The sequence below is a fragment of the Sorangium sp. So ce281 genome (assembly GCF_051527395.1).
Classification (GTDB): domain Bacteria; phylum Myxococcota_A; class Polyangia; order Polyangiales; family Polyangiaceae; genus Sorangium; species Sorangium cellulosum_B.
In genome coordinates this window covers 10,445,257-10,465,455 of record NZ_CP150322.1, presented here as the reverse complement: position 1 = coordinate 10,465,455, position 20,199 = coordinate 10,445,257, and the positions used below count along the sequence as shown (strand labels likewise).

19 protein-coding genes are annotated in these 20,199 nt (G+C 72.1%); 6 read left to right on the top strand and 13 right to left on the bottom strand.

The window, feature by feature from the left end; genetic code table 11:
- Positions 1-174: 174 nt before the first annotated feature.
- The 7 genes from WMF27_RS40050 to WMF27_RS40020 form a co-directional block, all read right to left on the bottom strand.
- Positions 175-639, bottom strand: coding sequence for an ATP synthase subunit I (locus tag WMF27_RS40050; protein ID WP_437742286.1), 465 nt, complete (start codon positions 637-639; stop codon positions 175-177).
- Positions 629-997 (bottom strand): AtpZ/AtpI family protein, encoded by a 369-nt coding sequence (locus WMF27_RS40045; protein ID WP_437763650.1) that lies wholly within the window; start codon positions 995-997, stop codon positions 629-631. The genes WMF27_RS40050 and WMF27_RS40045 overlap by 11 nt, the downstream gene beginning before the upstream one ends.
- Before the next feature lie 132 nt (positions 998-1,129).
- A complete protein-coding gene (gene rdgB / locus WMF27_RS40040) occupies positions 1,130-1,753 on the bottom strand; it encodes an RdgB/HAM1 family non-canonical purine NTP pyrophosphatase (protein ID WP_437763651.1) in 624 nt (207 codons plus the stop codon).
- On the bottom strand, positions 1,750-2,523 hold the full coding sequence (rph, locus tag WMF27_RS40035; RefSeq protein ID WP_437763652.1) for a ribonuclease PH: 774 nt from the start codon (positions 2,521-2,523) through the stop codon (positions 1,750-1,752). The genes rdgB and rph overlap by 4 nt, the downstream gene beginning before the upstream one ends.
- Before the next feature lie 70 nt (positions 2,524-2,593).
- Positions 2,594-3,598, bottom strand: coding sequence for a murein hydrolase activator EnvC family protein (locus WMF27_RS40030; RefSeq protein WP_437763653.1), 1,005 nt, complete (start codon positions 3,596-3,598; stop codon positions 2,594-2,596).
- Positions 3,595-4,488, bottom strand: a complete 894-nt coding sequence (locus tag WMF27_RS40025) for a cell division protein FtsX (protein WP_437763654.1) — start codon at positions 4,486-4,488, stop codon at positions 3,595-3,597. Before WMF27_RS40025 ends, WMF27_RS40030 begins: the two co-directional genes overlap by 4 nt.
- Positions 4,489-4,529: 41 nt before the next feature.
- The gene (locus tag WMF27_RS40020; protein WP_012240581.1) at positions 4,530-5,348 is read right to left on the bottom strand and encodes a cell division ATP-binding protein FtsE; all 819 of its coding nucleotides are present in this window, start codon (positions 5,346-5,348) and stop codon (positions 4,530-4,532) included.
- Between the two features lie 104 nt (positions 5,349-5,452).
- Between WMF27_RS40020 and WMF27_RS40015 the strand changes: the two genes are divergently transcribed.
- The 4 genes from WMF27_RS40015 (at position 5,453) to WMF27_RS40000 (ending at position 11,254) form a co-directional block, all read left to right on the top strand.
- Complete coding sequence (locus WMF27_RS40015; RefSeq protein ID WP_437763655.1) at positions 5,453-6,301, top strand: methionyl-tRNA formyltransferase; 849 nt, start codon at positions 5,453-5,455, stop codon at positions 6,299-6,301.
- 124 nt (positions 6,302-6,425) lie between these two features.
- Positions 6,426-7,598 carry a hypothetical protein gene (locus WMF27_RS40010; protein WP_437763656.1) on the top strand — a complete coding sequence of 391 codons (1,173 nt, stop codon included), beginning with the start codon at positions 6,426-6,428 and terminating at the stop codon, positions 7,596-7,598.
- Positions 7,599-7,622: 24 nt separating this feature from the next.
- Positions 7,623-10,673 (top strand): BamA/TamA family outer membrane protein, encoded by a 3,051-nt coding sequence (locus WMF27_RS40005; RefSeq protein ID WP_437763657.1) that lies wholly within the window; start codon positions 7,623-7,625, stop codon positions 10,671-10,673.
- Between the two features lie 59 nt (positions 10,674-10,732).
- Positions 10,733-11,254, top strand: a complete 522-nt coding sequence (locus WMF27_RS40000; RefSeq protein ID WP_437763658.1) for a hypothetical protein — start codon at positions 10,733-10,735, stop codon at positions 11,252-11,254.
- Between the two features lie 164 nt (positions 11,255-11,418).
- On the opposite strand, the gene WMF27_RS39995 is transcribed toward WMF27_RS40000, so the two are convergent.
- The 4 genes from WMF27_RS39995 to WMF27_RS39980 form a co-directional block, all read right to left on the bottom strand.
- Positions 11,419-11,598, bottom strand: coding sequence for a hypothetical protein (locus tag WMF27_RS39995; RefSeq protein WP_044967002.1), 180 nt, complete (start codon positions 11,596-11,598; stop codon positions 11,419-11,421).
- Between the two features lie 325 nt (positions 11,599-11,923).
- The gene (locus WMF27_RS39990) at positions 11,924-12,229 is read right to left on the bottom strand and encodes a hypothetical protein (RefSeq protein WP_157907252.1); all 306 of its coding nucleotides are present in this window, start codon (positions 12,227-12,229) and stop codon (positions 11,924-11,926) included.
- Positions 12,230-12,652: 423 nt separating this feature from the next.
- Positions 12,653-13,936, bottom strand: coding sequence for a penicillin-binding transpeptidase domain-containing protein (locus tag WMF27_RS39985; protein ID WP_437763659.1), 1,284 nt, complete (start codon positions 13,934-13,936; stop codon positions 12,653-12,655).
- Positions 13,937-14,095: 159 nt separating this feature from the next.
- On the bottom strand, positions 14,096-15,547 hold the full coding sequence (locus WMF27_RS39980; RefSeq protein ID WP_437763660.1) for a porin: 1,452 nt from the start codon (positions 15,545-15,547) through the stop codon (positions 14,096-14,098).
- A gap of 536 nt (positions 15,548-16,083) precedes the next feature.
- Here WMF27_RS39980 and WMF27_RS39975 point away from each other — a divergent pair.
- Entirely contained in the window at positions 16,084-17,196 is a 1,113-nt protein-coding gene (locus WMF27_RS39975) for a PhoH family protein (RefSeq protein WP_437763661.1), read from the top strand.
- Positions 17,197-17,251: 55 nt separating this feature from the next.
- On the opposite strand, the gene WMF27_RS39970 is transcribed toward WMF27_RS39975, so the two are convergent.
- Both WMF27_RS39970 and WMF27_RS39965 read right to left on the bottom strand, forming a co-directional pair.
- Complete coding sequence (locus WMF27_RS39970; protein ID WP_437763662.1) at positions 17,252-17,875, bottom strand: hypothetical protein; 624 nt, start codon at positions 17,873-17,875, stop codon at positions 17,252-17,254.
- Between the two features lie 176 nt (positions 17,876-18,051).
- Complete coding sequence (locus WMF27_RS39965; protein ID WP_437763663.1) at positions 18,052-18,363, bottom strand: methyltransferase domain-containing protein; 312 nt, start codon at positions 18,361-18,363, stop codon at positions 18,052-18,054.
- Between the two features lie 1,251 nt (positions 18,364-19,614).
- Between WMF27_RS39965 and WMF27_RS39960 the strand changes: the two genes are divergently transcribed.
- Positions 19,615-20,187: a hypothetical protein gene (locus WMF27_RS39960; RefSeq protein ID WP_437943442.1), complete on the top strand. Its 573-nt coding sequence runs from the start codon at positions 19,615-19,617 to the stop codon at positions 20,185-20,187.
- Positions 20,188-20,199 lie beyond the last annotated feature (12 nt).

The following is a 20,199-nucleotide window of genomic DNA, read 5'->3' as shown; positions in this document are numbered from 1 at the left end:
GGCAGCCGCGCGGCTGTGCCGGCACGGCCGCGAGCGCTGGCGCGCCTTGTGGGAGTTCGCCCTCGATCGAGGGGCCTCGCCTCTACCACAACTCGTTTACGGTGGGCACCCTGGAGCGCTCCAAGTCGCCTCACGCCGCGCGGGTCGCTCCCGGAGGCCGGTTCCAGCGGGAGCTCAGCCGTGAGCGCCCGGCGGGCTTCCGTCCGCCGGGGGCTTCGGTCCGAACAGCGTCCCCAGGGTGATGCCGACGACGAGCGAGGCGTAGCCGACCATCAAGGCGACGCCCGAGACCACGTCGCTCTTCAGGAGGAGCCACACGCCGCCCATCAGGCCGAGCAGCTTGATCATCGCGATCAGCGTCCACGACACCGTGTGGCCCCGGCGCGAGAGGAACGCGTCGACGATGCGCGCGAAGACGTACAGGTTCACCGTCGCGATGGCGCCTCCGATGCACACGCCGAGCGCCGCGCGCGCGCCGTACGCGAGCAGCGCGGCCACGGACAGGACCGCGGCCGTGCCGGCGACCCAGCGGAGCACAGACCGCATGGTGGCGTCCCCGACGCCGGGCCGCTCCTCCGCGTCGGGCTCCTCGTGCGGCGGGTCGCTACCGGGCGCCCCGGGCCTTCGCTCAGCGCTCATCGTTCCCCTTCGCGTCCTGCAGCCCGTCGGGATCGCGGACGCCGTCGCTCGAGTCTCTCCGGCGCTCGTCGTCCGGCGCGCGCTCGTCCTGCCGTGCCTTCCGGTCGTCGAACCTCGGCGCAGGGTTCCCCTGCTCGCGCTCCTCGCGCTCGGCCACGGCCTGCATTTCCTTCCACGCCCGGAAGACCGCCTTGCCGGCGGCGCCGAGCCCGAAGAAGAACCAGAGCACCGAGAGGTACGGATCGGTCCCGAGCTTCCCGTCGAGCCAGCGGCCGATGAACAGGCCGACCAGCATGCACAGCACCACCTCGAGACCGACGGTCCCGTAGCTTCCGACGGCCTTCCAGTCCTGCTTCATCAGGGGATCCGATCACCGGGCAGTACGTGGGTGCCTCCGGTCGCGATTACAAGCGGTCCCGGACGGGGTCAACCGCCGTCCGGGGCCGCTCGATCGGCACCCACCGCGCACCGCCTGTCGTCCTACCGTCGCTTACCGTCGCGCGACCAGCGCCTCGAGCGAGGAGCGCATCTCCCGCGCGGCCTTGCCGCGGTGGCTCACGAGGTTCTTCTCGGCCTCGCCGAGCTCGGCCATCGTCCGTCCGTAGTCCTCCACGACGAACAGCGGATCATATCCGAAGCCGCCCGCGCCCCTGGGCTGCCTGCCGATCCGCCCCTCGCAGCGCCCTTCGGTCACGATGGGCTGCGCCTCGGACCGCGGATCGAGCAGCACCATCACGCAGCGGAAGCGCGCTCGGCGCCGGTCGTCCGTGACGTCCGCGAGCGCCGCGAGCAGGGCCTCGTTGTTCTCCGCGTCGGTCGCGCCCTCCCTCGCGAAGCGGGCGGACAGGACGCCCGGCCGCCCGTCGAGCGCGTCCACCTCGAGCCCCGAGTCCTCGGCGAGCGTCACCATCGCCGACCGGAGCGCCCCGGCGCGCACCTTGAGGAGCGCGTTGTCCAGGAACGTCGCGCCGTCCTCGACCACCGGCGGCGCGCCCGGCAGCACCTCCGCCAGCGAGAGCACCTCGATCGGGAGGTCGGAGAGCAGCGAGCGCAGCTCCACGAGCTTTCCTCGGTTCGAGGTCGCGGCGAGCAGGCGCAGCGGCTCTCGGCTCACGCGACCCTCCAGCGATCCGTCTGGAAGAGCGCGGAGAAATCGACGCCGGCGCTCGACAGCGCCCGGTGCTGCGCGCTCGCGAGCGACGCCACGCCCGCGAGCGCGAGGTCGGTCATGCGATCGAGCTCCGCCCGGGGGATGGCCTCGTCCTCGGCCGTCGCCTGGACCTCGACGATCGAGCCGACCGCCGTCGCCACGACGTTCATGTCGACGCGCGCCGAGCTGTCCTCGGTGTAGACGAGGTCGAGCGCGAGCCCGCCCGGGAGGTGGCCCACGCTGATCGCCGCCACCTGATCGCGGAGCACCGGCGCATCGAGCGATCCGGCCGCGCGCATCCGATCGAGCGCCAGCGCGAGCGCCACGAACCCGGCGGTGATCGACGCGGTCCGCGTGCCCCCGTCCGCCTCGAGGACGTCGCAGTCGATCGCGATCGTCTGCTCGCCGAGCTCCTTGAGATCGATCGCCGCCCGGAGCGCGCGGCCGATGAGCCGCTGGATCTCCTGCGTGCGTCCGCTCGGGGCCTTGCCCCGCCCGTCGCGCGGCTCCCTGCGGGCTGGGCTCGATCGCGGGTGCATCTGGTACTCGGCCGTGAGCCAGCCCGCGCCCTTGCCCATCATCCAGGCGGGCACGGTGGGCTCGACCGACGCCGTGCAGAGCACGACCGTCCTCCCGGCGCGGTAGAGGACGGATCCCTCTGCGTTGCGGTGGAACCCGAGGATCATCTCCACGGGGCGGTGGACATCGAGGGCGCGGCCGTCAGGGCGATTCACGGGGCCGCCTTAGCACACTTCGCGCGTCGCGCGGGCTCGCCTCGCGGCGGCGCGCTGCGGGCCCGGGCCGCTACATCCCGAACCAGGGGCCCGGGTCGATCACCTCGGCGCCGCGCCTCAGCTCGAAGTAGAGCTTCGCGCCGCCCGGTCCGCTCGCGACCGTGCCCACCCGCGCCCCGCCCGCGAGCTGATCGCCGGCGCGCACGTCCGCGGCGCCGAGGTTCGCGTACACCGAGTAGAGCCGCTCGCCGTGATCGACGATCACGGTGAGCCCGTAGTCCGCGTACGTGTCGGCGAAGGCCACTCGCCCCGCGGCCACGCTGCGGACCGGCGCGCCGTCGAGCGCGGTGAGCTCGACGCCGGGGCCGCCGGCGCCGCGGCGCGACACCTTGCGCACCTCCGCGCGGCCGGCGATCGGGAAGGGGAGCCGCCCCATGAGCGAGCGGAAGCCGGCGCGGCGATCGAGCTCGGCGGGCCCGGTGTCCGCGCCGTAGATCGCGAGGTAGTCGGGGCGCACGCTCGTCTCGAACGCGCGCGAGAACGCGGCGCGGCGCTCTTCCTCCTGGGCCAGCGCGACCCGGGCGCGGTTCATCGCCTCGCGGTGCACCTCGAGGGGCGCCCGCTCCGCTCCGAGGTGCGTGAGCCGGTCCGCGAGCTCGGCGCTGCGCCGGGTCAGCTCCGCCTCGCGGGCGAGGTCGCGCTCGAGGGCGAGCCGGGTGCGCTCCACGCGGGCGGCGTGGTCCACCAGCGCGTCGAACCCGCCGCCCACCGGGAGGAAGCCGGCGCGGACGTGGCGGTAGTACGCGCGCCCGCGCGCGATCATCCGGCGGCGGGTGAGCTCCAGCGCGGGGCCGATCGCGTCGAGCTCCGCGCGCAGCGCCTTCTCCTCGGCGTCGAGTTTCGCGAGCAGGCGATCGAGATCGTTCTCGGCCAGCGCGGAGCCCGGGCGCGCCGCCGGGGCCCTGGCCGCCCAGGCGGACGTGGGCGCCGGGGCGCCCGGCACCTCGGCGCCGCTCGTGGCGGCGCCGGTGAGGAGCGCCAGCGCGAGCGGCGCGAGCCGGGCGCGGCGCCTCACACGGCCACCATCTTGCGCAGCGTGAGCAGCGCGGTCGTGGCGCCGAGCGCGGCCCCGAGGGTGATCATCCCGAACGCGACCTCCCACGGCAGGAACGACGGCGAGACGCCGAGCAGGTTGGCGAGCTCGTGATCGAAGCGGCCGCGCACCATCATGAACAGGGCGCCCAGCACGAGCAGCGCGCCGACCGCGCCCGCGGCGCCCTGCGTGGCGCCCTCGACGATGAACGGCCGGCGCACGAAGCCGTCGGTCGCGCCGACCAGCTTCAGCACCTCGACCTCCATCTTCCGGCGATGCAAGAGCAGGCGCATCGTCGAGCCGATGACGCTCACGACGGCGCAGAGGACGATCGCGGCGAGGCACGCGCTCGCGGCGACGCCGCCGCTGAGGAGGGACGACAGCCGCTCCGTCCAGCGCTGGTACGTCTCCACCGTGTCCACGGCCGGCAGGGCGCGCAGCTTCACCGTCATCGAGGCGAGCGCCTCGTCGGACACCTCCTCGGTGAAGCCGACCTCGAGCGACGCGGGGAACGCGCTCGGCGGGAGCGCGGCGAGGGCCTTGTCGCCGTCGTCGTGCACCACCTCGCGGCGCGCCTCGGCGCTCGTCACGAGCCGCACCTTCTTCACGCCCTCGGTGCCCTCGAGCGCGCGGGTGAGCTCCGCGGTCTGCGCCTCGGTCGCGTTGTCGCGCAGGTAGACCGTGGCGCGGCCGGCGCGCGACCAGCGATCGCGCACCGCCATGAGGTTCGTGACCACGAGGAGGGCCGACGCGAGGCAGACGAACGCGACCGCGAGCGAGAAGATCGACAGCGCCTGCAGCCGCCAATCGCTCCTCCCTGCCCGCCAGGTGCGAAGCCATCTCCGCCGATCGTCACGCTCGCTGGTCTGCATCCGGTTCCCTCTATCCGTCTCGTGAGGCGGAGCCCTCGGCGCTACGCCGCGCCGCGCACGCCGCTATCCATCTCGTCCTCGTCGCCGTCCGCGAGCTCGCCGCCGGACCCGAGGCCGTGCGGTACGTCGGTCGCCTTCCCGTCGTCGAGCACGACCACGCGCCGGGGGCGCACGTCGAGCAGCGTCCGATCGTGCGTCGCGAACAGGACGGTCGTGCCGGTCTCGTGGATGTCCTCGAACAGCCCGAGCAGATCGATCGCGAGCTGCGGGTCGAGGTTGCCCGTCGGCTCGTCCGCGAGGATCAGCGTCGGCTCCCCGACGATCGCCCGCGCGATCGAGACGCGCTGCTGCTCGCCGCCGCTCAGCACCTGCGCTCGGTCGCCGCCGCGCCCCGCCAGGCCGACGCGCTCGAGCGCCTCGCCGACCCGGGTCCGGAGCAGGCGCGACGGGAGGCCGAGCACCTCCAGCGTGATGGCCACGTTGTCGAACACGGTCCAGCTCGGGACCAGCTTGAAATCCTGGAAGACGAAGCCGATGTTGCGCCGGAGCGCGGGGATCGACGCGTCGGTCAGGCGCGCGATGTCCCGGCCGAGGAAGAGGATCCGGCCATCGTCGACGCGCTCGGTGCGGTGCACGAGGCGGAGGAGCGTGCTCTTGCCCGAGCCGCTCGGGCCCGTGATGAACACGAACTCGCCGCGCTCGATCGAGAGCGACATCCCGCGCAGCACCGGCTGATCGGCGCGGTACGACTTGTAGACGTCCTCGAAGACGAGGATCGGCCGGCGCGCGGCGGACGCGTCGTAGCGGTGGCCGGGCCGGAGCGCCGGACGAAATGAGCCTTGCAGAGGGGGCGCCGCCATCGGAGCCTTCACCTATCAGCCTGCTCGCACACGGAAAACTTTTCGGCCGACGCTCGGGCGAGCGCCCTCTGCGGGTCGCCTTTTTTGGCCTCCCGCTGGCGGCGTTGCTGCTCCACGGCGACGGTCACGAGATCGCCCTCGCCGCGATCAGCCGCGCCGACGCGGTGGGGCTCCGCCGGGCCCGCCGGCTCTTCGGCTCGCGCCTCCTGCTGCGTCCCGACGTCGATCGCCCGGAGCTCGCGTCGCGCGTCGAGGCGCTCGCGCCCGATCTCCTGGTGAGCTGGTTCTGGACCACGCGCCTGCCGATGTCGCTCGTGAGGGCGGCGCGGCTCGGCGGGATCGGCGTGCACCCCTCGCTGCTCCCCCGTCATCGCGGGCCGGACCCCACCTACTGGGCGATCGCCTCGGGGGACGCCGAGAGCGGCGTCACGGCGCACCGGATCGAGGCGGAGTACGACACCGGCGACATCCTGGAACAGGAGAGGCTCCCCATCGATCCGGGGTGGACCGCGTGGCAGCTCGCCCGGGCGCTCGACCGGCCGAGCCTCCGGGTCCTGCGGCGCGCGGTCGCCCGGTTCGCGCGCGGCGAGGAGGTGGCGGGCCTCGCCCAGGATCCGGCGCTCGCGACGCAGGCGCCTGCGCCGGACGACGAGGCGTGCGCCATCTGCTGGTCCTGGCCGACGGAGCGCGTCCTCCGGCACGTCCGCGCCCTCGCGCCGGCCCCGGGAGCGTGGACCGAGATCGAGGGCGCCTGCGTCATCGTCCTGCGGGCCGCGCCGGCGGCGGGCTTCCCCGAAGCGCTCGCGCCCGGCGAGGCGGTGGTCGAGGGCGGGGTGGTCCTGGTGCGGACCGGCGACACGGCCGTCGCGCTGCTGGAGGGGGAGATCGACGGAGAGCCGGCGTCGATGGGTGAGCTCGCGGCCCTCGTGGCGTCGGGGGCGTCGCGCGGGTGACCGCCGGCAGGGGGGCGCTTGGCGGCCGGCCGCGTCGCCGGCGGGGTCGCCTGGCCGGCTCGCGGCCATCGAATCCTGAACCGATGCGCGCGCGACCGCGTAGGATGCGCCCTTCGGAGGATTCATGTCGGAACCCGCGCAGCTTGCGAAAAGCGCCCGCGAACTGCTCGCCGCGGCGCTCAATGCGCTCCAGTCGAACGGGGGGGTGTCGCCTGAGATCGAGGCGCTCGCCGAGCCGATAGCGCAGGCGATGGGCATCATGCACCGCATCGAGCGCTCCGGGGGTCAGGCCCTCGACGGCAGCGAGATCGCGCTCGGCCATGTGCGCGACGTCCTGAACCGCCTGCAGAGGATCACCGCGGCCGATCCGGTGGTGGACGTGCTGATGGAGCACGTCGCCTCCTCGCTGAGCAAGGTCAACGCGCTGAGCAGGGCGCAGGCCGCCGGCGCCTCCGCGCAGGCGCGTGCGCCCGTAGCGGCGGCCGCGCCGGCGCCGGTCGCGCCGGCGCCCGTCGTGGCGGTGGCCGCGCCAGCGCCGTTCGCGCCTGTGCCCGTCGCTGCGCCGCCCGCGCCTGCACCTGCGGCGGTGGCCGCGCCCGCGCCGTTCGCGCCTGCGCCTGCACCCGCGGCGATGGCTGCGCCCGCGCCGTTCGCGCCTGCGCCTGCACCCGCGGCGATGGCTGCGCCCGCGCCGTTCGCGCCTGCGCCTGCACCCGCGGCGATGGCCGCGCCCGCGCCGTTCGCGCCCGCGCCTGCGGCGGTGGCCGCGCCCGCGCAGGTCGCTCCTGTGCCCGCGGTGGCCGTGTCTGCGCCCCTCCAGCACACGCTCCCCTCGCCGCAGCAGCCGCGGCGTGCGCCGGCGCCCGCCTCGCCCGCTTACGCCGCCGCATCGCACCCGGCCGCGGACCCACGCGGCGCTCCGCCGCCCCAGGCCATGCCGCAGCCCGTCGACCACCGCGCGCACGCGGCGGTCGTCGATGTCGAGCTCGGCGCTCTGACACCGTCGAATTTTTACAAGGGACTGGCAGGCAACGACGTCATCGAGCACGGGGGCATCTTCGTCGCGACCTACAAGATCCCGCCGACGGGCTCCGTCGTGACCCTGCGTGTCCGCCTGCCGGGCAACTACGAGTTCACCGCGCAGGCCGCGGTCCGGTGGACGCGCGAGGCAGGCGGCTCGAGGGACTCGGCCGAGCCAGGCTTCGGCGCCCGGATCACGCAGATCTCGGCGGAGGGCCGGCAGCTCGTGTCCCGGTTCACGCGGAACAGGGAGCCGCTCTTTTACGACGACCTCTGAGGTCGCCGCGCCGCCTCGGTCTTGGTGAACTCTTCTCCCGTGCGCGCCGGCTCGAGAGCGACCCCGCCGCTCCACCGCGCAGCGTCCGTCCTCTCTGCCGTCGCCCTCGCGGCGCTGCTGCTCCTCGCGCCGCGGCCGGCCCGGGCGACGGGCGACCCCGATCTCGCCTTCTGGACGTTCGAGACCGCCCACTTCCGCGTGCACTACCCGCAGGGCCTCGAGCCCATCGCGGCGCGCATCGCCTCGCTCGCCGAGACGATCTACGGGCGCGTCGAGGACGCGCTCGGCTACGCCCCGCAGGGCCGCACGGAGATCCTGATCACCGACGACTCCGAGATGGCGAACGGGTCGGCCGGCACGCTCCCCTACAACTCGATCCACCTCCTCGCATCCGGTCCGGACGACCTGTCGACGCTCGGCGACTACGACGACTGGTACCTCGATCTCCTCACGCACGAGTTCACGCACATCGCGCACATCGATAACACGTCGGGGATCCCGGCGATCCTGAACGCGATCGTGGGCAAGACGTTCTCGCCGAACCAGGTGCAGCCGCGGTGGATCATCGAGGGGCTCGCCGTGGTGAGCGAGAGCCACCACTCGAGTGGTGGCCGGATGCGCTCGAGCATGTTCGACATGTACCTGCGCGCCGACGTGCTCGAGGACAACATCGCGGGGCTCGATCAGATCTCGAGCTCCGCGTACCGCTGGCCGCAGGGGAACCTCTGGTATCTCTACGGATCGAGGTTCCTGGGCTGGATCATCGACGTCTACGGGCCCAACACGATGCGCGCCGTCTCCGCCGACTACGGGGCGTCGCTCCTCCCGTGGGGGATCAACCGCGCCATCCGCCGCGTGACCGGCAGGACCTACGTCGAGCTGTACGAGGGCTGGAAGGACCACCTCCGCCGGCTCTACCGAGAGCAGATGGCGGCCGTCGAGGCGCGCGGGCTCCGCGAGGGCGCGCGGCTCACCTACCACGGGCGCAACGTGCTCTACCCGCGGTTCGTCCCGCCCGCCGCGCGCCGGACCGCTGCAGACGAGATCGTCTACTTCCGCGACGACGGCAGGGAGCGCCCCGGTATCTACCGCGTCCCTCTCGCCGCGCCCGCGCCCGGGAGCGAGCGCCACGAAGCGCTGGTCGCGCGCACCAACGCGCCCTCGCGACCGGCGTTCACGCCGGCAGGTGACCTGATCTTCACGGCGCTCCTGCCGTGGCGCAACCACTACTACCGAAACGATCTGGTCTCGCTCCCGCGCGGCGAGGCGGCGCCCGACGGCGACGAGCCCTGGCGGCGCCGGTTGACGCACGGCCTCCGATCCGCGGCCCCGGACGTGAGCCCGACCGGAGATCTCGTCGCCTTCTCCCTCAACAGCAAGGGCACCCGCTACCTGGAGATCGCGCGGCTCTCCAGGGATGGCGCCCTGTCCGAGCGGCGCGATCTCGTCCCGAGCGCCCGCTTCGAGCAGGCCTACTCCCCGTCGTTCTCGCCCGACGGCAAGCGCCTCGCGTACAGCGTCTGGACCGCCGGCGGCTATCGCGACATCCGCGTGGTGGACGTCGCCACCGGCGGCTTCCGACAGGTGACCCGCGATCGCGCCATCGACATGAACCCCGTCTGGTCGCCCGACGGCGAGACGCTCTATTTCACCTCCGATCGCACCGGCATCCACAACGTCTACGCCTACGGCGTCTCGTCCGGCGCGTTGCGCCAGGTCACGAACGTGAGACTCGGGGCCTTGCACCCGGCGATCAGCCCCGATGGCAAGACGCTTGTCTATGTCGGATATACCTCTCGGGGCCACGACCTCTTCGCCATGCCGCTCGATCCGGCGCGCTTCCTCCCGGCGCCGCCGCCCCCGGGCGATCGCCCCGATCCCGCCGCCGAGCCTTCGGCGGCGCGGCTCGAGCGCGTCCCTTACAACCCGCTTCCCACGCTCGCGCCGCGCGCGATCACGCTCGACTACGCGCCCGGGAGCTATGGCTCGAACGCGCTCACGGTGAGCGTGACCGGCACCGACATCGTCGGTCGCCACACGATCTTCGGCGAGCTCACCGTGCAGCCGGACGCGCCGGCCCCGAACGTCCTGCTCGGGTACAACTACGGCCGGCTGCCCGTCGACCTCGGCGTCCGCGCGTACCACAACATCTCGCCGCGCGGCGGCTACCGCCTCAACGGCCGAAACGTCGTCTACGACGAGCGAACGATCGGGATCTCCTCCGGCATCAGCTATCCGATCCGCGGCGAGTTCTCTCGGCATACCCTGAGCGCGTCGTTCGGCAGCGCCGCGTTCAAGGGGCAGCTCCCCATCGGCGACAAGCTCGACCCGTACGCGCCCCGGACCATCCTCCCGCCGCGGGGCACCCTGAACCTCGCGCACCTCGGCTACGCATTCTCGAACGCCGAGGGCTCGCTCGACGCCGCCGGCGCGTCGCGCGGGGTGTCGCTGAGCGCTGGGCTCGATTACGCCGGCCCGGAGACGGGCAGCAGCTATACGACCTACGCGTTCTCGACGGGCCTCACCGCCTACGTCGCCATGCCCTGGTCAGGCGATCACACCCTCGCGTTTCGCGTCGCCGGGGCGGTGTCTGGCGGCAACTTCCCCCGGGGCGCCAGCTATGGCGTGGGCGGGTACGATCTCGAGAACCTCACCCTCGTCGACACATTGCTCACCGGGGTCACGAATAGCTCGTTCACGCTCCGTGGCTACGCGCCGGGCGCGATGTTCGGCCGCTCCTACTTCTCGCAGACGTTCGAGTACCGCGTGCCCGTCCTGCAACCCGACCGCGGCCTCGTGACGCTGCCGATCTACCTGCGCCGCGTCGACGCGAGCCTCTTCCTCGACCACGGCGGCGCATTCAACCGCTTCGACATGGACGACCTCGCCCTCTTCACGCGGAAGAGCCTGCTCTACTCGCCCCAGCTGCACGCCTCGGTCGGCGGCGAGCTGTGGCTGAGCTTGAGCATCGGGTACGTCCTCTCCTCGCAGCTGCGCTTCGGGTACGCCTACGGCCTGAGCGATCCCGCGATCCCTGGCGGTCAGTTTTACTTCGTCGCGACGAACTCGTTCTGAGCGCCGCGCGCTTGCTGGAAATTTTGCCCGCGCCGACCCCTTCGCCCAGGGTGCTCGGCATGCGCCGCATCCTCCTCGCCCTGAGCCTCTTGCCCCTCGCCGGCTGCGGCATCGCCCCGAGCACGTCCCAGCGCCTCACCGAAGCGGCGCTCGAGATGAACACGGCCGCCCGGTTCGGCCGCATGGATGTCGCGCTCGAGCGCGTCGGCTCGAGCGCGCGCCAGGATTTCATGAATCGTCACGCCGGTTGGGGCACGCGCCTCCGGGTCGTCGACGTGGAGTTCGGCGGCTTCGAGATGACCCAGCGCGAGGAAGCCGAGGTCTACCTCGACGTCCTCTGGCTGCGGAACGACGAGGCCACGGTCCGCAGCACCCGGGTGGCGCAGCGCTGGCGCGACGAGCGGGGCCATTGGGAGCTCATCGGCGAGGAGCGAAGGGAGGGCGACACTGGGCTCCTCGGCGAGCCCCCGGCCAAGGAGCCCCAGCCCACGCAGAATGGGGCTGGCGATTCGGCGAGCGGGACCGACATGGGCCGGCAGCCCGGCCTGAGCCTCCACACGCGCGTGATTCGCGACGAGTGAACGCCGCCGCTGACGAGGTGTGCGGCCGCGCGCCGAGGGCGCGCCGGGCCGAGCACAACGCCGGCGTGCGACGACGGTGAGCGACGGGATCGCAACAGCGCGGCGATGCGATAGGTGGCGCGTGGCGCGTGGCGCGCGGTCGATCGACCGCGCCTCGCACCACGTCAAGCAGCCGGCGAAGGGCTCGCAGGAGCGGCGCTCTTGGGAGCGCGGGGCTTCTTGGCCTTGCCAGCGACCTCCGCCGGGGCCTTCGCCAGCTTGCTGCGCTTGGCGCGCTCCTTCTTGGCAGCCTGCGCCTTGCGGCGCCTCATCTTCATCGACTGGCGGCGATCGCGCTTGCCCATCTGCTTCAATCTCCTCACGGTCGGGGGCGCGGCATCATGACGACAGCTCGCCAGGCGAGCCCCATCCTGCACCGGTGGATGGCCTACCGCGGGGCCCCTCAAAGGGAGCGGGACTCTGCCCAAGAGCGAATGGAAGCGCAAGGGGCAATGCGCGCGGACATGCAGTTCTCGTGCTAGACGAGTGTGCAGTGCATCGCGCCGTCGTGAGGCGTTAACCTCGGCCTCCCCGCGCGGTCACGTCAGAGGCGCGTGGTCACATCAGCGGCGCGCGCTCGTTCTGAAGGATCCGGAGGATCCGCGCCGCCCGAGCCGCACCTGGCAGGGCTCAGCCGCCGACCGCGCCGTCCAGCGCGACTTCGCGGCCGCGCACCTCGAGGCGGTACCGGGAGTTCACGGTCTCTATGTAGAAGACCTCGCGCCCGGCGAGGCGCAACACGCGCTTGACCGGCGTCGTGACATATTCATGCATTCCGTCGGAGAACTCGATGACGATGACCGAGCCTTTCCGTGGTGCACGGACGAGCCGGCCAACGACTGCGCGTGATCCCCGGCCGAGCTTGCGGAGCACAACCTGCACAACAGAGATGCTAGCACGCGGATCTCGGCCGAGCACAAGCTGCACAAGCAGCACCGCTCGCAACTAGGTCCCACCCTGGCCCAGGGTGTCCGGCTGCATCGGAGCCGTCCGGACCTTCGCGCCGCGGACGGCGAGCCGGCGGGAAGGGTCGCCCCCCCGGCGGAAAGTTTCCATGAATCGATCGCCGCCGCGGCCTGTACGTTGAGCCTGCACACCTGCCGCAACCAGGCAGGCACACAGGTCCATGACGCACCGTCATCGCCGGATCCTGGTGAGGGCGGAAATCACGACGAACGATTTCGGCCTTACGGAGGCCTCGTGAAGGCTGCGCGGTGGTCCTGCTGACGGGCCGACAATGCGCAGCCGTCGTCGGCCGAGGGACCTCGCCGGGGGCACGGCGCCGCGTTCAGGTGCATCTGCGCAGCGCGGCGCCGATCGGCCTGGCGCGCTGCGGCTCGTCGGCTCGTCGGCCCCGCGTCAGCGGCGGAGCGCTGTCGCGCCCGTCCGGTTGTTCGGATCGCGCACGCCGGGCGCGCCCTTGTCGGCGAAGTAGGTGCGGAGCATGTCGCAGGCGACGTTCGTCGCCTTCACCCGCCATTTCGCGCCGTTGGCGACCATCACGGAGATGGCGACCTCGGGCTTGCGGCTCGGCGCGAACCCGACGAACCAGGTGTAGAAGGGCCCCTCGGGCGTCGGCTTCGTGAGCGTCCCCGTCTTGCCCGCGACGCGGATATCCGGGAGGTAGGGGCGGCCGTTGCGATCATGGAACGAACGGTAGCTCGTGCCGTTATCCACCGTCGCCTCCATCATCGCGGTCACCGCGTTGGCCGTGCTCTCGTCCATCACCCGCTTGAGCACCTGGCGCTCGCTCGGGCCCTGGTAGATGTCGCCGATCTCGTCCTTGACGCTCGACACGACGTGGAGCCGGATCATCTCGCCGCCATTGGCGATCGTGGTCGCCAGGTTCGCCCCCTGGAACGGCGACAGCGTCGTGTTCCAGAAGCCCGCCGCGGTCCGCGCGAAGCCGAGATCGTCTTCCGGGAGCGAGATCGTGCTCGTCGCGACCTTCACGTCGAACGGCGTGTCCTGACCCCAGCCGAGCTTCTCGGCCACGGCGCCGAGCTTCTCGTGGTCGAGGTTCTTCGCGGCGAGCCGCGCGAACACCGTGTTGATGCTCCGGCCCATCGCCTGCGCGAGCGTCGCGCAGTACTTGTCGCGGCGCTTGTTGTCGACCATGTCCGCCGGCCGGATCGAGTGCTCGCCGCCCGAATAACACTGCTTGGTGTTCGGGCTCAGGCCCGCCTCGACGAGGGCGGTGCCGGTCACGACCTTGAAGACGCTCGCCGACGGCGCGGTGGCCTCTGCGGCGACGTCGTGCATCGCCCCCTCGTTCACGTAGCTCGCCCAGACCAGCACCTTCCCGGTGCGGATATCGGTCATGACGACCGCGCCCTCCGGGACCTGGCCTGCCCGCAGGAAGCCGAGCGCCGCCCGCTGGTACAGCGGGTCGACGGTCAGCTCCGCGACGCGGTCGCCGTGCGCCGGCGCCGTGGGCGGGGTCCTCCGGTCGTCGATGCGCGTCAGATCGAGGTCCGTGAGCGGCGGCGGCGTCACGGTCCGCGTGATCGTCGGGCCCCCGGCGGTCGTCTTCTTGGCGAGCAGCCCCCCGAGCCGGACGTCGTGCTCGCGCAGCATGGGGAGGGTCACAGCCACGAGCCCCACGGCTGCACCGACGGCGATCCACTGACGCATGTCGCGCATGGCCCGACGGGTACCCCGCCGCGCTGCCCTGGGCCAAAATTGAGGCGCGCGACCTTGTCGGCGAGGCGCCCGCGCTGGAGCGCCCGCGGCGCGGATCGTTGGAGGCCAAAAGGATGAGGGGCGCGGCCGGGACGCCGGCCGCGGTGGGGCGGGGGCGCGTCAGAACGACATGCCGAGCCTGGCGCCGAGCTCGTGCAGCGCGTGCGCGTCCGGATCGGCGGGGGTCACCGTATTGCCGGGCACCCGGAGGAGGTTCTCGCTGGAGCCGCTGCCGGGCGTCAGGTAGGCGCTGTAATTCACGCCGAGCCGTATGTTTTTCGTGTACCAGTAGTTCGCGGCGAGGCCGATCTGCATGACGTTGAGGTCGGTGCCCGGCCCCCCGTCGGCGCCCGGCGTCTTCTCGTCGTACGCACCCCCGCGCGACGCGCCGTCGTACGTCGCGTTGATCCCCGCGAGGAGCGCCGCCACCTCGAGCCCCGACTTCGGCTTCTCGAGCTCCTTCGACAGATCGACCTTCGTGGGGCGCGGGGAGAACCCTGGATCGCCGCTGACGAAGGCGTGGCCGACTGGCCACGCCGAGAGCTGCACGTACCAGCCGAGCCCCTTCACCTGCCCGAGCCGTTCGGTGTTGGTCAGCTGAAAGCCCTCCACGGCCTCGCGCGTGTCGTTCGCGACGTAGTACGCCTCGGCCCGGAGCTCGACCATCTCGATGGGCAGCCGGAGCTCGCCGCCGATCGCGGCCTGCGAGGCCGACGGGATGACGTGGATGGGGCGCTTCAGCGAGTCCGTGTAGCCGGCGCCCCAGAGCGTATAGCCCTGCGCCGTCCTGATGGGCGCATAGTCGTAGCCCACGTACCTGTGATCGCGGTCGCCGTAGCGCGCGCTGACGCCGATCTGCGCCTTCGCGAGCAACCCCTTCTTGTCGCTCGCGAACGGGCGCGCGACCACGCGGCCGATGAAATCGAACTCGCTGTCGACGCCCGGCCGGTTCTGCCCGTCGCCGCCGACCATGCTGACGCCGTAGACGACCATCCTGTCGGCGACGTCGCCCCAGATCGTCAGGCCGATGTCCTTGCCCTCGGGGTAGGCGAAGCTCCGGGTCGCGATGTTGCGCTCCATGAACGTCGTGCTGTTGTCGCTCGTCTGGTTATCCATCGAGAAGAACGCCTGGTGCTGCCCGAACAGGAAATTGAGCGCGGGCATGACCGAGTAGTTGATCCAGGCGTCGGCGAGCACGGCGTTCGCGGTGGTGCTCTCGACGGGCGCGAAGCGCGCGGTCTCTGCGGTCGGCGCTTGCCCGGCCGCGGCGGCCGCGTTCTCGCTCCGGCCGTTGGCGTTCGCGAGCCCCTGGCCGCCGAAGTCGACGTCGACATCGAAGGAAAACCTCTTCAGGAACTCGCCGGCCACCTCGAGCCGCGCGCGGCGGATGAAGAAGCGCGGCTTGAGCGCGCTCCCACCGCCCGCTGCCGACACGTCCGACACGCCGGCGCCGAAGCTGCTGGCGAAGTCGAAGTTCAGCCTCCCCTTCGGGTAGAGCCGGAAGTTGTCGTTCGCGTCCCGGAGGAAGAAGCCGCCGTGCCAGCCGGCGAGCGGCCGCTGCTCTTCTCTCACGATGGCGGCACCGGCGGTCGGCGCGAACACCTGCGCAGGCGGAGGAGGCGGCGGCGCGGCGGTCGGTGCGGCTCCAGGGGGCGGGGGCGGCGGCAGCTCCTCGGCGGGCGGCGCCGCGTCGGGCGTCGGAGCGGCAGCGGCAGCGGGCGTCGGAGCGGCAGCGGCAGCGGGCGGAACCGCGCCGGCAGGGGCCGCCGGGGCAGCGGCTGGAGGCGGCGGTGGGGCAGGTTGCGCTGGGCCCGGAGGTCCAGGCTGTGCTAGCGCCGAAAGGCCCGACAGCGTAACAGTCATGCCCAGCAGCGCCGATGTAGCTAACCTCATGCAGTTCTCCCTGTGTGCGGCTCGCCCGCTCGCCGGATCTCGCATGCACTGCGACGCGAAATTATGACCAGGACGTTACGATTCTGTGTAGGCCATACGGCGAGCGAGCGCGACGTTCGAGCGGGATGTGAGCCGCGTCAAGGTCCTGCTCATGGAGTGGTGGCGGCACATGCCGGCGACGGAGCGCCGGGGCAGAGGCGGGGAAGGATCACGGGATGACGACCAGCGTGCGGATCACGGCGGATGTCGAGGTGCTCGACAGCACCACCTTGGTGGCCCTCGCCGGGCCGGGAAACGAGCATCTCAAGCTCATCGCGCGCACTCTCGGCATCGAGTCGGGCGTTCGAGGCAACACGATCCGGCTCGCCGGGGACGCCGACAAGGTCGCGCTCGCCGAGCGGTGCCTGGCAGAGGCCGCGCAGATGTTGAGGAGCGGCGCGGTCCTCGATCCCCAGGACTACGTGCGCGGAGTGCAGGCGCTCCGGGACGACCCGGGGATGACCTTGCGGGAGCTGTTCGAGGACGTCGTGCTCATCTCGGCGCGCCGCCGGCCCATCTCGGCGAAGGGGCTGGCGCAGAAGCGCTACATCCAGGCGATCCGATCGCACGACATGACGTTCGGCATCGGGCCGGCGGGGACGGGCAAGACCTACCTCGCGATGGCCATGGCGGTGCACGCGCTGCTCGAGCGTCGCGTGAAGCGGATCATCCTGACCCGTCCTGCCGTCGAGGCGGGAGAGCGGCTCGGCTTCCTCCCCGGCGATCTCGCCGAGAAGGTGAATCCTTACCTGCGCCCGCTCTACGACGCGCTCCATGACATGATGGATGCGGACAAGGCGCAAGGCCTCGTGACGCGCGGTCAGATCGAGGTCGCGCCGCTGGCCTTCATGCGCGGCCGCACGCTCAACGATTGCTTCGTCATCCTCGACGAGGCGCAGAACGCGACGAGCGACCAGATGCGCATGTTCCTCACCCGCCTCGGCTACGCCTCCCGCGCCGTGGTGACGGGCGACGTCACGCAGGTCGATCTCCCGCACGGCGCGCGCAGCGGCCTCGCGGAGGCGCGCGAGCTGCTCGCGGGGATCGACGGGATTGCGATCTGCTCGTTCACCGAGGTCGACGTCGTGCGCCACCCGCTCGTGCAGCGGATCATCGTGGCGTACGAGCAACGGGACGCCGAGGTGGCACGCCAGCGCGAGGAGCGGCGGGCGGAGGCGGGTCGCGGCGGCGCGCGCGGCGGCGCCGCGGGAGAGGCCGGGGCTGCGCCGCAGGAGCCGCAGGGCCGCGCGCCGGCAGGCGAGCCGGGAGGAGCCGGCGCGGCGAGCTGACGCGCGACGCAGCCGGGCGAGGCGCCGGCGTCGGCGTCTCGCCAGGCTGCGCTGATCATTTCTTCTTCAGCTCGATGGGGGACTCGCGCACCAGGAGGGCATCGGGCCCGGTCACCCGGATCCTGCCGTGGATGGCGTTCTCCTTCAGCTCGCCGACCAGGACGCCGGTCATCGCGTTCGGCGCGCGCGGATCGTCGGGGAAGACCGATGCGCGGACCATGCCTTCCTCGACCTTTCCCACGAGCGTCGCGTCGCCGAGCGCTCCCTTCGCGGTGCCTTTCAGCTCACCGCTCGGCTCGATGGTCAGCGTCACCGTCCCAGGGCCGGTGACCTGCTTCCCGTCGTCCTTCTGGCGCGCGGCGTCCTTGACCTTCGGGGGCATCACGACGCTGCCTTTCTTGGCGTCGTAGCGCCCTTCCCAGGTCCCTTGCCATGCGGGCGTGCCCTTCGGCTCGCCCGCGTCTCCCGGCGCGCTTGCGCTCGGGGGCTCTGCTGCGGCCGAGCTGGCCGCGGGCGGCGCGAGCCCCGCGCTCGGCTGGGGCGGCGGGGGCGCGGGCCGCTCCGGCTCGCTCGGGCGAGGCGGGTTCTCCTCGCATGCCGCGAGGACGACGGCGAAGGACAGGAAGAGCGCGGAGGCAACGCCGCGCGCGCGGCGAGCTCGTGTTCCGGTGGCGTTCACGTGGACGCTTTTATTACGAGCCGGGCTGGCCGTCGCGTCGATTTGACGTGCCCGCGCCGCGCCCCGGATCGGCGCGCGGCGCCTCCGGATCAGGAGGCCCTGCGGAGCGCGAGGGTCCGGTGCCGGTCGCTCGTCACTTGAGCGCATTCGGGGGAATCCGGAGCGAGCGCAGCATCTCACGCACCTCGTCGAGCGAGCGCGCCGCGCGCAGCCAGCCCGGCCTGCTCGACATGACGGCGCGCGAGTTCGAGCATCGCCGCGGAGAGATCGATCGCCTCGATCCGCGCGGCGGGGGCGCGCCTGCAAAGCGCGATGGGCAACAGGCACGTCCCTGCGCCGACGTCGAGGGCGGTTGCGAGACCGGGGTTGTGGGAGAGGAGCGCGTCGCAGAACGCCGTGTTCGCGGCGGCGTGGTCCATGCTGTCGTAGGCCCGCGCGTCCTCGTCGGTATCCATGGCCTCTGGCTCGAGCACGCGCACCAGCGACATGCGCGCATCCTTCTCCGCGGCCGAAGCGCGTGTCAACCGATTGTCGGCGGCTGGTCAATCTCGGCCGCCGGTCGGACGGAGGTCGAGCGGGGGCGGGGTGGATCCTGGGCGTCGTAGATATGGACAGGAAGGCGTTTGAAGAAGTCGAGGCGGAGCCGGCCGGCTCCCCGCCGTCGTCCTCCCATTGGAGCAGGCGCCAATGTCGTAGAGGACGTGCCCCCACGGTGGACGCGCGGACGCGCGGACTCGCGCTCGCGAGCGTAGGGCCGAAGGCTGAGCTCTCTCGGAAGGGCTCGATCGGAGAGGCCGAAGAGGACGATGAGCGCGCCTCCGCGCTCTGCTATGTAACGAGGTGTCTTGCGGGATGAGCCTGAGCCGCGCGCGCACGCCGGTCCGCCGGGCACGACGGCCTTCAGGCGCCTACCCAGCGGGAGCGGCGGGCGGCGGCCGCGCGCGTGATGTTGAGAGCGGCACTGCGCGGCCCGAGCGCGCCTCCGGCGGCGGGACCGGCGCCGAGTCGTCATTTCGAAGAGCTCGGCGGGTTGGCGCGCGATCGGGCGGTCAGCGTGGGTCCGCGCAATCCCGGGCGTGATGAGCGGATGTCGTGTCGAGAGCTCGACCCGGACTCCCGTCCCGCCGGCGCTCATAGCGAAGCGTCCGTGCTGCGCCCCACCGCCGAGCGGGGCATCCTATCACGCCTCCGCATAGGTCAGTCGTGCGCCCGGGGCGTGCAATGTAGCCACGCGCCGGCCGCCTGTGGTCGCCAGGCGGTCGCACCCTGCGTGAGGCGCTTCAATGATTGGGGGTGGCGAGGCTCGCGCCGGGTCGCTGCGCCTCGCGGATGTGCGCGCGCCCGCATTGCCGCCCGTGACGGGCGCGGCCCGAGGCGCGGGGTTGCTCGGTTCTCGGACGGTGCTTACCTGACCAGACCCGAGCACCCGAGACACGCAATGCCGCGGTGCATCGTCAAGGGGGCCGAGCGAGGATTGGCGCGGCCCAGGGGCCGTCCTGCGCGGGGGAGGGGTCTCGGCCATCAATCGACGCTGGCGGGCTTCATCGCTCGGCGCCTGTCGAGCAAAGCAGCCCAGCCGTTCGGGGCCGTCCCGTCCAATGAGCTCTCCGATTGAGCCCGCCCGCAGCGCCTATTGAAAGAAAAGACGGCCCTCTATCCTCAATTCGCTTGACCAGGCAAGTGGCAACGGCATAGTCGTATCCAACCGCCGAGCTGGATTCGGCGACGAGGGAGAGCACATGGCAACGGACGCCTTTTCACAGCAGATTGTAAACCTCGTGCGGAAAATGCCGGACGAGGCGATCCTCGCGCTCGTCAAGAATCAGCTGGGCGCCGTGACAGGGGAAGCGCCGTTGGTTCCTCCTGCGGCCCCGCGCCGCAGCCGCGCGCGCGCCCGCGCTGCTGGAGCGGTCCAGTCCAAAACGTCTTCCGTCGCGGCCAAGCGCGGCGCCGCGCCGAAGCGTCGGCCTGGTCGCCCGCGCAAGTCGCCGGCCGCCTCGGCGGAGCGTCAGGAGACGCTGGATGCCGTCGAGCGCGTCGTCAAAGCGAGCTCTGGCGTCAGCGCGAGCGAGGTGGCGAAGCAGGCGGGTATCCCGCAGACCCGCGCCGCCGCCGCGCTGAAGGAGCTGAAGCTGGAGAAGCGGATTTTCCAAGGTGGCGACCGTCGCTTCGCCCGCTATGCAGGCGACGCGAAGACCGCCGAGCAGGCGAGCGCGAACGCGCGCAAGACCGCGGCTGGGCCTGCGCCCGTGAAGAAGCCGAGCGCCAAGGGCCGCAAGCGCGTCGCTCCGGCTGCCGCTCCTCCGAAGTAGAAGTAGGTCTGA